Consider the following 13,443-nt stretch of genomic DNA (forward strand, 5'->3'; position numbering starts at 1 on the left):
CGCCCGTGAGCGCGCCGCCGTGGCGGCGTCCTGGCATGAGACGAGGGGCTAAAGGGCCGCCTCCAGGCTGCGCTGGCTCACGTGCCAGCGCAAGGCCCGTCGCTCGATCATACGAATCAGCTCGTGAAAGGCCCACCCCATTGTTGACAGGAGCAGAATGGCCACGATGACGACGCTGGCGTCGCCGTTCTCCTGTCCAAGGCTGAGAAGATAGCCGAGGCCGTAGGTCGCGCCCATGAGCTCCCCAACGACGGCAGCGGTCACAGCTTGTGTCGATCCGATCCGTAATCCGGCGAAGATCGGCGGCAGGGAGAACGGGAGCTCGACGCGGCGAAAGCGCTGCCACGGTGACAACTTGAGAAGAATCGCGAGGTCCCGATAGCTCGTCTCAACGGACGAGAATCCGGCCATCGCGCCCGCCATGACGGGAAAGAACGTCACGATGGCAATGAGCGTGACCTTCGGGCCCATGTCGATTCCCAGCCACAGCAGCAGCAGAGGCGCGATCGCGATTTTCGGTGCCGTTTGAAGCAGCAGAATGAGTGGCGACAGCAGGCGTCCAACGCGCGGCAGCCGAACGAAGCCCCAGCCGAGCGCAACGCCGAGAATGCCGCCGATCAAGAAGCCGATGACGACTTCGCCGAGTGTGACGCGGATGTGCTGACCGAGATCAGCGTTTCCGGCAAGAAAGAGGAAACGGCTGGCGATCGCGTCCGGGGCCGGGAGGAGGTAGGCCGGGACCCGGGCCAGGATCACGATCAGCCACCAGGCCACAATCACGGCAACCACCGTCCGTGCTGCGCTGAACAGGGCTTTGTACATCAACGGCGCGCCTTCGGGCAGGCCATCATCCTAGCCCTTGATGTCGGCTGGCTGCACAACGAGGTCATCTGCCTTGAAACCCCGCTCGACCACCTTGTATTCGGCCAGAATGTCGATGTTCTTCTGCCATGCCGCCAGATCTCCAGCTCCGAGACCCTTCTCCTTGGTCAGAGGGCTCTGCCAGATCGACGGGATGAACGATTCGGTGAAGGCGCGCTTGAGGAGATCCTCCTGGCCTTTCCAGGTCTGGGCATGCTTCTCGATGGCGATCGTCAGCGCTTCATCCACATGGCCATCGATGATCCACTGGAGCGCCTCGCTCAGGGCCGTGTTGAATCCTTTCACGGCCTTCGGCTTGCTCTGCAAATAGCGCTCGCCCGTCACAACGACATTGCCGAAGGAGGGCAGGAAATCGTTGGACGAGATCATGCCGACTTTCACCCCATCGGCTTCGAGGTTGTAGCGGCGCAGCTCCGAGAAGACGATCGCGTCGACCTTGTCGGCCTGCAGGGCCTGAACGATGGCGCCGGTTGCGATCACTTCGACATTCACATCCTCGAGTTTGACGCCCGCCTGCTTCAATCCGACCTGAAGCTGCAGGTAGTTGGGGCTGCCCAGGCTGGTGACGGCAACCGTCTTGCCCTTAAGGTCCTCGAAGGTCTTGATGCCGCTCGTGGTCTTGAACAACGTGGCGCCAATCCCGCGCTGATAGGTGGTATGGACAACCTTGACCGGAAGGCCGTTTGCCTTGCCGGCGATGACCGCATCCCCATTGGGGAAACCGAACTGCACATTGCCGGCCGCGACATTGCGCAGGATGTCGGCGGCGGCAGCGTATACGATCCGCAACTCCAAGCCGTTCTTGGCAAAAAGGCCCTTCTCCTGCGCGACATAAAGGGGTGCGTAGAAAGGAACGGCGGCGCCGTCGATCTGAAGCGTGACCGATTCCAGGCTCTGTGCCGACGCGACTCGCGGGAGCATCCCCGACGCGGTTGCGGCCAGGCTGCTGGCGAGAAAGGTGCGGCGTTTCATGGGATTTCTCCTGAGGACGAATGAGGTGATTCGAGAATTGCGATGGCGGTCGCGGCGAGGCGGATCAGATTGTGCTGGGTCTCTTCGTAATCCTCAAGCCATTCGTCTGTCGCGCGATTTCCATGGACTGCGAGCACAGCACCGACCTTGATGTCGAGCGCACCACCGACGGCGAACAAAGTTTCGCATTCCATGTCCATTCCGGCGATGCCTCCTGCGGCGAGGCGCGCAATCAGGCCGCGGGTCGGCACCTCACCCGGATCATCATCAGGTCGCGCCAAGCGCTCCTGGCCCCAGTAATACGAATCCGTGGTGAAGATGGCGCCTCGCCGATGTGGCAGTTTCAGCGCCCTGGCTGCCCGCTCCAGAGCGTCAATGACGGCTGCCGATGCCCGCAGATCGCCCTCGAACGGCGCGTAGATCCGGCTGGTTCCCGTGTTCCGCAGGGCGCGGTCGACAATCACGAAGGAGCCGAGTGGAATGGCTGGGTCGATTGCTCCCATACCACCGACACGGATGCCGGTCGTCATTCCGAGATTTGCAAGTTCGACGACGGCGATCTCTGTCGATGGCCCGCCGATCCCCGTGGAGCAGATCGTCACGGGCGTGCCCTGCCAACGGGCCCGCGCCATCTGAAACTCACGCCGCCGACCGAGGTCAACCACATCGTTGAGGACGCTCGCGACCTTTGTCACACGATCAGGGTCTCCCGGCAGCAGAACGCTAGGCGTGATGTCGCCCGGATGGCAGGGCAGATGCGTGGGCTGCCCGTCAAGCCAGGGAAAGGCGGCGGATCGTGACGACGGAACTTTCATGGCGTCTCCCGCCAGGCGAGCAATCTGCGCTCCACCCATTCGATCACCTGATAGACTGCAATGCCCAAGAGGGCGGTGAGGATCACCGTGGCAAAGAGGAGAGGCGTCTTGTAGGTGGCCGAGGCAAACGTCATGAGATAGCCAAGTCCTTGCTTGCCAGCCATCCACTCCGCAAGGATCGCGCCCACGACGGCCTGCACCGCCCCGACACGCAGCCCGACGAAGATCTCCGGCAGGGCGGCGGGGAATTCGATGAGGCGGAAACGCTGCCACAGCGTGAGATGGAGCACGCGCGCAAGATCCCGAAGGCGCGTATCGAGTGAGCGGATTCCCACGAGCGTCCCGATAAGGACCGGAAAAAATACGAGCGACGTGATCAGCACGATCTTCGATGTCAGGCCCAGGCCGAACCAGATGATGAACAACGGCGCCAGCGCGATCTTCGGGGCCGTCTGCAAGAATAGGATGGGGCCGCCCAGCCACCGCTCCAGTCGTGCGCTCTTGGCAAGTGCCACGCCAGCGGCGACACCGAGGATTGCCCCGATGGTAAATCCCAGTGTCAGGATTCCGACTGTGTAGAGGACGTGGCCGGGAAGCTTGTCGGCAGCCGCTTCAATGAAGGCGCTCCAGACGGAAAGGGGTGCGGGCAGAAGGAATTCAGGCACGTCATAGAAGCGCGTGTAGACATCCCAGAGAAGCACGATAGCCACAAGGGCAACTAGGGTCTCGGCGACCCGCCCGAGGGATTTCATTGGAGGTCGCGCCGCAGATTGGCCATCAGATGGTGAAAGGCAGGATCGAGCTTTGTCGCTTCGCCGCGTGGCCGCGGGAAATCGACCTCGTAGATCGACCGGATAGCGCCTGGGCGCGGCGACATGACGATCACCCGATCGGACAGATAGGCTGCTTCCTCGACACTATGGGTGACGAAGATGACCGTCTTCCTTGTCTCGGACCAGATCGCCAGCAATTCGTCATTGAGGCGGTCCCGGGTGATCAGGTCCAGCGCTCCGAAAGGTTCGTCCATGAGCAACAACAGCGGGTCGTAGGAAAGCGCGCGGGCGATAGAGACTCGTTGGCGCATGCCGCCCGAGAGCGTGCGCGGCAACGCATTCTCAAATCCGGCAAGGCCCACCAATCGCAGGAGTCGCGAGGCTACATCCTCCGCCTCTTGGCGCGCAACGCCGGCCGTATCGAGCGGAAAGCGGACATTTTCCAGAGCGGTAAGCCATGGGAGCAGCACAGGCTCTTGAAACACGAAGCCGACGCGTTGCGCGGGCGAGCGCGCTTCTGTCATCGCGATGGTGCCGCCACTGGCAGTTTCCAGTCCGGCGACGATGCGCAGCAATGTCGACTTTCCGCACCCGGACGGACCGATAATACTGACGAATTCGCCCCGTCGCACATCAAGGTCGGTCGGGCTCAGGGCGGTTACCTTTGCCCCGTCGACCGCGAATTCTTTGTGGACGCCTCTGATCTGGATCATGCGCTACGACGGAGATGGGAGAACCCAACGGGGCTCTTCGGGGATGCTGAATTGGCACAGTTCTGTGAAACTCTGCAAGCTTTTGATCAACGCAAAAGTGCCAGCAGGAGTCCAGATCTCGACTAACTCCTTCAGAACGCCTCAGATAGGATGTCTTCCCGGGGCGTCCAGACGGGGCCGAGAGCGGCTGTCAGTCGAATAGGCTCTTCACACGTGAAGGTAGCGGTCCTTCAGACTCGCGTCGGCGACAAGTTCGGCGCTCGTTCCGCTCCACACGGAGCGTCCTTTCTCGATAATCACGTGCCGGTCAGCGAATTGAGCCAGCGCGTCCACATTCTTGTCGACGACGAGGATGGACTGGTTCTCACTCCTTAGGTGCGTGAGACAATTCCAGATCTCGGCACGAACCAGCGGTGCGAGACCCTCCGTCGCCTCGTCGAGAATGAGGAGTTTCGGATTGGTCATCAGAGCGCGACCGATCGCCAGCATCTGCTGCTCGCCTCCTGAGAGTTGCGTGCCCAGATTGCCGCGACGCTCCTTCAGACGGGGAAACAGGTGATAGATGGTGTCGAGCGTCCAGCGTCTCGAGCCATGACGCGCCGCAGCTGTTGCCAAGAGATTCTCTTCAACCGTGAGCGTTGGGAAGATCTGCCGGCCCTCGGGCACAAGGCCTACACCCGCCTGGGCCACGTGATAGGGTTCCCGTCCGGTCAGGACCGCGCCCGCGAACACGACCGCGCCGGCTGTGGGGCGTAGAAGTCCCATAATGGACCGGATGGTCGTCGTCTTGCCCATGCCGTTTCGACCGAGAAGCGTAACGGCTTCGCCGGCATTGACCTCTAGCGAGATGTCGAACAGGACCTGGGCTGCGCCGTAGGAGGCCTCGATATGGCGAACCGACAGCATCAGATCACCTCGTCGCCCAGATAGGCCGCTCTAACCTCCGGGTTGGCGCGAATACCCGCAGGCGTGTCGGTCGCGATCACGCGCCCGTAGACAAGCACGCTGACACGATCGGCGAGCGAGAAAACGGCGTCCATGTCGTGCTCGATGAGAATGATCGTCATGCGCTCCTTCAGGGATCGCAGCGTCTCGACGACGCGCTGCGAATCATCGTGACCTGTCCCGGCCAACGGCTCATCCAGCAGCAGCACTTTGGGCCGTGTCGCGAGTGCGATGGCAAGTTCAAGCTGCCGCTTTTCTCCGTGAGACAAGAGACCGGCCGGCACGCCCGCCCGTTCGCCCAGGCCCACGGTTGTCAGACACGACGTCGCCTCCTCGTTGAGGGCCTGCTCCCGCGAGGCGTTGGCAAAGAACCGGAAACTCGAGCCCGACCGCGCCTGAACGGCCATCGCGACATTCTCAAGCGCCGAGAAGCCCGGCAGGATGGAGGTTATCTGAAAGGACCGTGCGAGACCGCGACGGACACGCTCGTGCATCGGCAACCGCGTAATCGTGTCGCCATCGAGTACGACCTCGCCGGATCCGGAGGGGAGAAGCCCCGACATCTGGTGAATGAGGGTCGTCTTTCCGGCCCCGTTCGGCCCGATGATGGCATGCAGGGTGCCTTTCTGCACGGACAGGCTGACGTCATCGGTGACCACGAGGGCGCCGTAGGCTTTCTTGAGGTGGCGCAGTTCCAGCATCGGCTCAGCCATGGTCGCCTCGCCGCAGCAGGCCCATGATCCCGCCCCGGGCAAAAAGAACGATCAGGATGAGCAAGGGACCGAAAATCATTTTCCAGTTCTCAACCAGACGGGTCCGCATGTCGTCCTGCAGCAGGAAGCCGGCGGCATGGAGGAACTCGGGCAGAAACTCCTCGAGCAGGAGAAAGGCCGCTGCTCCGATGATGGCGCCGTGCAGGCTCCCGAGACCACCCAGAACCACCATGAAGATCAGTTCGCCGGATCGCTGCCAGGTCATGTAGGCCGGACTGATAAATTCGGTCTGGTTGGCCATCAGGCAACCGGCCAGACCCGCCATCATTCCACTGATCACGTAGGCCGCGAGCTGATAGCGGAACGGATGGTATCCGATGGATTCCATCCGAACCGGGTTCTCGCGCGTGCCTCGCAATACGCGACCGAACCTCGACCCGACGATCGCGCGTAAGAGCCCGTACAAGGCCAGCAGGCAGAGAAAGCATGCCCAGTAGAAGGCCAGATCGCTTTCCAGCAGGCGGCTTCCGAACAGCCTGCTGCGCTCGGGCACAGTCATTCCGTCGTCGCCGCCATAGGCTGCAAGCGAAGTGGCGAGAAAAAACAGCATCTGGCCGAACGCCAGCGTGATCATGATGAAGTACACGCCCTTGGTCCGAAGAGAGATCGCCCCCGTGACGAGTGCGAACAACGCCGACGCGGCCAGCGCAACCGGAACCTGGATCAGGATTTCCGCCGAACCTTGGCTTGCCAGGATGCCGACAGCGTAAGCGCCGATTCCAAGGAAGGCGGCGTGTCCGAAGCTGACCAATGCGCCGTAGCCCAGGATCAGGTCGAGCGACATCGCTGCAAGGCCGAAGATCATCACCCGGGTCAAGAGGGAGAGCACGTAGCCTTCGGCGCCGGAAAACGCGGCCAGAAAGGGGGCGACGGCGAAGGCTGCAAACAGGAGGAAAGGTGCCAGGCCAAGTCGCCGTCCAAACCGGGTCTGCGTACCTGATCCCGATGGTGCGCGTGCAGTCATCATGCGTCCTAGCGCTTAGCGGGAAAAAGGCCGGACGGCCGGAAAAACAGAATAGCGGCCATGAAGATGTAGATCAGCATCGGGGCCAGTGCACGACCGGCCTGGCTTGCTGTGGCGGGGTCGAGAAGCAACCTGAGGAGGTTCGGAGCGAAGGACCGCCCGACCGTGTCGACGAGTCCGACCAGCAGGGCCGCCACAAACGCCCCCCGGATCGATCCGATGCCGCCGATCACGATCACCACAAAAGCCAGGATGAGGATGTTGTCGCCCATGCCGGGCTCGACGGACAGGATGGGTGCCACCATGGCACCGGCGAAACCGGCGAGCATGGCGCCGAACCCGAACACGATCATGAACAGGCGGCGAATGTTCACGCCGAGCGCCGATACCATTGGCGCGTTGGACGCGCCGGCGCGCACCAGCATGCCGACCCGGGTGTGATTGACGATCAGGTAAAGCATTGCTGCGACGAGCAACCCGGCGGCGATGATGGCGAGCCGGTAGACAGGATAGAGCAATCCGTCCGCGATCTCGACCGACCCTGCCAGCCAGCCCGGCGCCGGCACATTCAGGGGTGCGGCGCCCCAGACGAATTTGACGCCCTGGTTCAGAAACAGAATGACACCGAAGGTCGCCAGAACCTGGTCGAGATGATCGCGATCGTACAAGTGCCGGAAGACGAGCGCCTCGAGGACCAGGCCGACGGCCAGCGCCGACGGCAATGCGAGCAGGAGCGCCCACCCGAAATTGCCCGTCCACGCACTGAAGGCCGCCATCAGATAGGCGCCCACCATATATTGGACCCCATGGGCAAGGTTGATGAAATCCATCACGCCGAACACGAGGGTCAATCCGGCTGCGATCAGAAACAAGATCAGGCCGAACTGGAGGCCATTCAATGATTGAACGAAGAGGAGGGTCGCTGTCATACGCGCATTTCTGGCCAAAAAGGCCGTTCCACCGGTCTCACGCCTGAGCACCGCTGCAAACGATTGCGACCCGGGTCTCGCGGAGTCGCAGACCCGTCCCGTGCCGCAAAGAAAGGGGCACGGGACTGGCTTGATGGGCAGGGCGGACTAGATGGTGGCCGCACATTCCTTCGCATAGGCATCCGTATAATCGTCAAAAACCTTTTCGACGATTTCGGTCTGGAATTTGCCGTCGGGACGCTTGGCAGCCTTCACGAGATAGAAATCCTGGATCGGGAAGCCATTGGCGCCGATCTTGAAGTCGCCGCGGAGCGATTTGAAATCGGCTTTCTTGAGCGCGGCGCGCACGGCGTCCTTGTTGTCGGTCTTTCCACCCGTCGCCTTCAGGGCGCTGTCGATCATCAGCGCGGCATCATAGGCATGCATGGCGTAGGAGGCGGGCACGACGTTATAGGCCGCTTCAAAGCCAGCCACGAACTTCTTGTTTTCCGGCGTGTCGAGGTTGGGCGCCCAATTCGAGCCGCCCAGCATGCCGATGGCGGCATCCTGCTGGCCTGGAAGCGTGGACTCGTCGACCGTGAACGCCGACAGGAACGGAATGCGCTCGGCCAGGCCTGCGGCACGATACTGCTTGACGAGGTTCACGCCCATGCCGCCCGGCATGAAGGTGAAGATCGCGTCGGGTTTCAGCGAGGCGATTTTCGCGAGTTCGGACTGGAAATCGAGATTGGTGAGCGGCACGTAGGATTCTTCGACGATCTCGCCCTTGTAATGTCGTTTAAATCCGGCGAGCGCATCCTTGCCCGCCTGATAGTTGGGCGCCAGCAGATAGACCTTCTTGTATCCGCGATCCTGCGCAACCTTGCCCAGCACTTCGTGGTTCTGGTCATTCTGGTAAGAGGTGGCGAAGAAATACGGATTGCAGCTTTTGCCGGCAAGATTCGAGGGGCCGGCATTGGTGCTGATGTAGAAGGTGCTGGAATCGACGATCGGTTTGTGCACCGCGACAGCCACGTTCGAGAAGATTGGACCGACCACGAAGTCCACCTTGTCGCGCTCGATCAGGCCCTTGACCTTCGTCACGGCGACATCGGGCTTAAGCTCATCGTCCACGACGATCACCTCGACGTCGCGCCCGCCGAGCTTGCCGCCAAGATCCTTGACGGCGAGCTGAAAGCCATCGCGCGCCTGCTGACCCAACACAGCCGACGGTCCGGACAGCGTCAGAAGCAGTCCGACCTTGAGCTTCTCCTGGGCAAGGCCCGGTGTGGCGGCAAGACCGAGCGCGGCCGCGACACCAAGGGCTTTAAATCTTACATGCATGATCGTCTCCCGAATGAGTGGTTCCCCGCGCACGGTGTGCCGTGCTGCGAAATTGCGTTGTCGCCAGGACGCGAGTCGTCCGGACGAGATCCGTGGGCAATGTAGCCGCAATTCCCGCCGCCGGAATACTCCTATTCGGAGGAGAGCGGGACGCCGGGAATTCGGTTCGGCATTGCCAAGCATTATTTGAAGCTTTAAATAAATAGCGGATTTCTTCAAGCGGCTTGTTCCGCTCTGCAGGGGAACGGACGATGACGGACACGGCTCATCTCGACTCCTTCGCGCGCGATAACCTGCCCCCGCGGGACCAGTGGCCAACGCTGCTGTTGGGTGGGCCGGACTTCCAATATCCGGAGCGGCTGAACTGCGCGACAGCGTTTCTCGATCGCTGGGTGGCGGAAGGACGCGGAGATGAATCCTGTCTGATCGGCCCCGACGAAACGCTTACCTATCGGGCGCTTCAGGAGCGGGTGAACCGGATCTGCAATGTCCTCGTCGACCGACTCGGCTTTGTGACCGGAAACCGGGTGCTTTTGCGTTCTGCCAACACCCCGATGATGGTTGCGATCTACCTTGCCGTATTGAAGGCGGGCGGCATCGTCGTGGCGACCATGCCCTTGCTGCGGGCGAAGGAGATCGCCTACCCGATCACAAAGGCCCAGATCACCTTGGCGTTCTGCGACCACCGTCTGGCCGTTGAAATGGAGCGTGCGAAGACCCTTGCGCCCGATCTCGGTGCAGTCGTGTACTGGGGATCAGGCGCGTCTGACAGTCTTGAGCAGCTCATGGAAGCGGCATCGCCGGCTTTCGCGGCGGTCGACACCGCCGCAGACGATGTGGCGCTGATCGGTTTCACCTCCGGCACGACCGGAGAACCGAAGGGTACGATGCATTTCCATCGCGATCTTCTGGCGATCTGCGACGGCTATGCGCAGCACGTCCTTCAGGCGCGCGCCACCGATCGCTTCATCGGGTCGCCCCCGCTGGCCTTCACGTTCGGTCTGGGCGGCATCGTCTTGTTCCCGTTGCGGATCGGGGCCTCGACGGTTTTGCTGGAGAGGGCCGGGCCGGACGATCTGCTGGCGGCCATCGGCAGCTACAGGGCAACAATCTGCTTCACGGCGCCAACTGCGTACCGCGCGATGCTCCCGAAGCTCGCCCATCATGACATAACGACCTTGCGTAAATGTGTTTCTGCCGGCGAGCCCCTGCCGAAGGACACGTTTGAAGCCTGGCAGGCAGCCACGGGTCTGAAGCTGATGGATGGCATCGGCGCCACAGAGATGCTTCACATCTTCATCGCCGCGAAGGAAAGCGAGATTCGGCCGGGTGCCACCGGCAAACCGGTGCCGGGTTACGAGGCGAAGGTGGTCGACGATCGGGGGACAACGGTTCCACCCGGCACCATCGGCCGCTTGGCAGTTCGCGGCCCGACCGGCTGCCGCTACCTCGCCGACGACCGCCAGACACGCTACGTCCAGAATGGCTGGAACATCACCGGCGATACCTACATCATGGATGCGGATGGATATTTTTGGTACCAGGCGCGCTCCGACGATATGATTGTGTCGTCAGGCTACAATATTGCGGGACCCGAGGTCGAGGCCGCGCTTCTGACCCACCCGGCCGTCGCAGAATGCGGGGTGGTCGCAGCCCCCGACGACGAGCGCGGCATGGTCGTGAAGGCCTATGTGGTGCTGCGGTCCGATTACCGGCCCGGCGAGGAGCTCGCAAAGCACCTCCAGGATCACGTCAAGGCCGAGATCGCCCCGTATAAGTATCCCCGGGCGATTGCCTTCGTCGACACGTTGCCCCGGACCGAGACCGGCAAGCTCCAGCGGTTTGCCCTTCGGCGGATCGCGGAATCGGATGTTCCTGCGGCAACTGTCCCTGTTCAATCGTCTCCGGCTTGATGCGGGGGCGACAGGGCAAGTGAGAAGGCTTGATCGAAAATTGTTTTAAGCTTAAAATAACCGGGCAACGTGGTGGATGGGTTCTCATGAAAACGGCGATCATAGGCGGAGGTCCGGCGGGCCTTTATTTCGCGATCCTGCAAAAGAAGCAGTGGCCGAGCGCGGACATCACAGTCTACGAGCGAAACCGGGCCGACGAGACATTCGGGTTCGGCGTCGTGTTTTCGGACGCGACCCTCGACAATTTCGAGAAATACGACAAGCCGAGCTATGATCGCATCACGCGGGAATTCGCCTATTGGGACGACATAGCCATCCACTTTCGGGGCAACGAGCACCGCATCGGGGGCAATGGATTCTGCGGCTGCTCGCGTCGGACGCTCCTGCTGATCCTGCAGGATCGCGCTGCCGAACTGGGAATCACGTTGCACTATGAGGTCGACGTGGATGACGAGAGCCAGTTCGCGGATGCGGATCTGGTCATCATCGCGGATGGGGCCAACAGCCGCTTTCGCGAACGCTATGCGGATCACTTCCAGCCTGAGGTCGATCTGCGGCCGAACAAGTTCGCTTGGATGGGCTCGACCCGTCCGCTCGACGCTTTCACCTTCATCTTCCAGGAAACTGAATGGGGACCCTTCATTGCCCATGCCTACCAGTATGAGCCCAACCGCTCTACCTGGGTCTTCGAGACCGATCCTGAGACCTTCGAACGCGCCGGCCTGGCCGACAAGACTGAGGCTGAAGGCGCGGCGCTCATGGAGACGATTTTCGGCTGGTTTCTGGGTGGTCACAAGATCCTGACCAACCGTTCGATCTGGCGCAATTTTCCGATGATCCGCAACAAGCGCTGGGTGATGGGCAACAAGGTGCTGATGGGCGATGCCAAGTCGACCGCACATTTTTCCATTGGGTCGGGCACCAAGCTTGCCATGGAAGATGCCATAGCGCTGTTCGAGGCTTTCAAGCGGGATGCCAGCGTATCCGGCGCTTTGGCCCTGTACGAGACAGGCCGACGCGAGGAGGTCGAGAAGACGCAGCACGCCGCCGATGTCTCGCTCGTGTGGTTCGAGCATCTGGCGCGCTTCTGGGATTTCGATCCCGTGCAGTTCTCGTTCGGCGTCATGACGCGCGCCAAAGCAATCACCTATGACAATCTGCGTCTGCGCGCGCCAGATTTCGTCCAGTCCGTCGATCGAACATTTGCTCAGCACGTCCGCAACAGCGGCTTCGACGTGTCGGTCGATGAGCCCGCCGTGCCGATGTTCCAGCCGTTCCGGTTGCGGGACATGGTTCTCGACAACCGGGTCGTGGTTGCGCCGATGGACATGTATTCGGCGACCGACGGCGTGCCGGGCGATTGGCATCTCGTGCATTACGGAGCCCGTGCGACCGGCGGCGCGGGCCTCGTCTTCACGGAGATGACATGCATCTCACCGGAGTCGCGCATTACTCTCGGTTGCACCGGCATATGGAATGACGAGCAGCAGGACGCGTGGCAACGGATTGTCGATTTCGTTCACGGTAACTCCGCCTCGAAATTTTGCCTGCAATTGGGCCATGCGGGGCGCAAAGGCGCCACCAAGCTCATGTGGGACGGGATCGACCGACCCCTGAACGAGGGCGCATGGGATGTCTATTCGGCTTCGCCAATCCCCTATTTTTCTGACAGCCAAGTCCCCCGGGAATTGACCCGTGAGGATATGGCGCTGATCACCACGCAGTTCGTAGACGCAGCCAAGCGCGGGGATCGCGCAGGGTTCGACATGCTCGAGCTCCATTGCGCGCACGGCTACCTGCTGGCGAGTTTCATCTCGCCGCTGACCAATCGGCGCACCGATGAATACGGCGGCTCCCTGGAGAACAGGCTTCGCTTCCCACTCGAGGTTTTCGACGCGATGCGCGCCGTCTGGCCGGCTCACAAGCCCATGTCCGTGCGCCTGTCAGCGACCGACTGGGCGGAAGGCGGCGTGACAAGCGACATGGCGGTCGACGTCGCGCGCCTGTTTTCGGAGCACGGCGTCGATCTCGTTGACGTATCCGCGGGTCAGACGGTGCGAGAGGCGCGGCCCATTTATGGCCGGATGTTCCAGACGCCATTCTCGGATCAGATCCGCAACGAGGCGCAGGTCGCGACCATGTGCGTGGGTAACATCACGACGGCCGATCAGGTCAATACGATCCTGGCGGCCGGTCGCGCCGATCTCGTGGCGCTTGGACGTCCGCATCTGGTCGATCCGTTCTTCACCATTAAGGCCGCCGCCTGGTATCGCGCACAAGCCATCCATTGCCCCCAACCCTATCTGCCGGGTAAAGAGCAGATCTTCCGCAACTCTGTTCGGGATCGTCAGGACCTTGAAGACCTCAAGATCAAAGGCCGGCCGAAAACGCGGGCGGAGCTGAAAATGGAGGCTGCGGGCAAACCCCTCGCGGCGGAATGA

The 13,443-nt window shown here is 61.7% G+C and carries 12 protein-coding genes; 2 read left to right on the forward strand and 10 right to left on the reverse strand.

Translation table 11 applies throughout. The features are described from left to right. Nucleotides 1-48 precede the first annotated feature (48 nt). The 10 genes from J4G32_RS14175 to J4G32_RS14220 all read right to left on the reverse strand — a co-directional run bounded on the left by J4G32_RS14175 (nucleotide 49) and on the right by J4G32_RS14220 (nucleotide 9,089). Entirely contained in the window at nucleotides 49-822 is a 774-nt protein-coding gene (locus tag J4G32_RS14175) for an ABC transporter permease (protein ID WP_210495686.1), read from the reverse strand. A 30-nt stretch (nucleotides 823-852) separates the two neighbouring features. Next, nucleotides 853-1,854, reverse strand: a complete 1,002-nt coding sequence (locus tag J4G32_RS14180; RefSeq protein WP_210495688.1) for an ABC transporter substrate-binding protein — start codon at nucleotides 1,852-1,854, stop codon at nucleotides 853-855. Beyond that, a complete protein-coding gene (locus J4G32_RS14185) occupies nucleotides 1,851-2,669 on the reverse strand; it encodes a nucleoside phosphorylase (protein WP_210495691.1) in 819 nt (272 codons plus the stop codon). The genes J4G32_RS14180 and J4G32_RS14185 overlap by 4 nt, the downstream gene beginning before the upstream one ends. Beyond that, on the reverse strand, nucleotides 2,666-3,421 hold the full coding sequence (locus J4G32_RS14190; protein ID WP_210495693.1) for an ABC transporter permease: 756 nt from the start codon (nucleotides 3,419-3,421) through the stop codon (nucleotides 2,666-2,668). The genes J4G32_RS14185 and J4G32_RS14190 overlap by 4 nt, the downstream gene beginning before the upstream one ends. Next, nucleotides 3,418-4,155 carry an ABC transporter ATP-binding protein gene (locus J4G32_RS14195; RefSeq protein ID WP_210495695.1) on the reverse strand — a complete coding sequence of 246 codons (738 nt, stop codon included), beginning with the start codon at nucleotides 4,153-4,155 and terminating at the stop codon, nucleotides 3,418-3,420. Before J4G32_RS14195 ends, J4G32_RS14190 begins: the two co-directional genes overlap by 4 nt. A gap of 207 nt (nucleotides 4,156-4,362) precedes the next feature. After that, nucleotides 4,363-5,061, reverse strand: a complete 699-nt coding sequence (locus J4G32_RS14200; protein WP_210495698.1) for an ABC transporter ATP-binding protein — start codon at nucleotides 5,059-5,061, stop codon at nucleotides 4,363-4,365. Continuing rightward, entirely contained in the window at nucleotides 5,061-5,813 is a 753-nt protein-coding gene (locus J4G32_RS14205; RefSeq protein ID WP_210495701.1) for an ABC transporter ATP-binding protein, read from the reverse strand. The genes J4G32_RS14200 and J4G32_RS14205 overlap by 1 nt, the downstream gene beginning before the upstream one ends. Next, the gene (locus tag J4G32_RS14210; protein WP_425515519.1) at nucleotides 5,806-6,840 is read right to left on the reverse strand and encodes a branched-chain amino acid ABC transporter permease; all 1,035 of its coding nucleotides are present in this window, start codon (nucleotides 6,838-6,840) and stop codon (nucleotides 5,806-5,808) included. The genes J4G32_RS14205 and J4G32_RS14210 overlap by 8 nt, the downstream gene beginning before the upstream one ends. A 5-nt stretch (nucleotides 6,841-6,845) precedes the next feature. After that, the gene (locus J4G32_RS14215) at nucleotides 6,846-7,766 is read right to left on the reverse strand and encodes a branched-chain amino acid ABC transporter permease (RefSeq protein ID WP_210495707.1); all 921 of its coding nucleotides are present in this window, start codon (nucleotides 7,764-7,766) and stop codon (nucleotides 6,846-6,848) included. Nucleotides 7,767-7,913: 147 nt separating this feature from the next. Next, a complete protein-coding gene (locus J4G32_RS14220) occupies nucleotides 7,914-9,089 on the reverse strand; it encodes an ABC transporter substrate-binding protein (RefSeq protein ID WP_246505069.1) in 1,176 nt (391 codons plus the stop codon). Nucleotides 9,090-9,340: 251 nt separating this feature from the next. Here J4G32_RS14220 and J4G32_RS14225 point away from each other — a divergent pair, with 251 nt between their 5' ends. Next, nucleotides 9,341-11,002 carry a benzoate-CoA ligase family protein gene (locus tag J4G32_RS14225; RefSeq protein WP_210495713.1) on the forward strand — a complete coding sequence of 554 codons (1,662 nt, stop codon included), beginning with the start codon at nucleotides 9,341-9,343 and terminating at the stop codon, nucleotides 11,000-11,002. Nucleotides 11,003-11,088: 86 nt separating this feature from the next. Beyond that, entirely contained in the window at nucleotides 11,089-13,443 is a 2,355-nt protein-coding gene (locus J4G32_RS14230; RefSeq protein WP_210495718.1) for a bifunctional salicylyl-CoA 5-hydroxylase/oxidoreductase, read from the forward strand.

The sequence above is a fragment of the Microvirga antarctica genome, assembly GCF_017921815.1.
GTDB lineage: Bacteria > Pseudomonadota > Alphaproteobacteria > Rhizobiales > Beijerinckiaceae > Microvirga > Microvirga antarctica.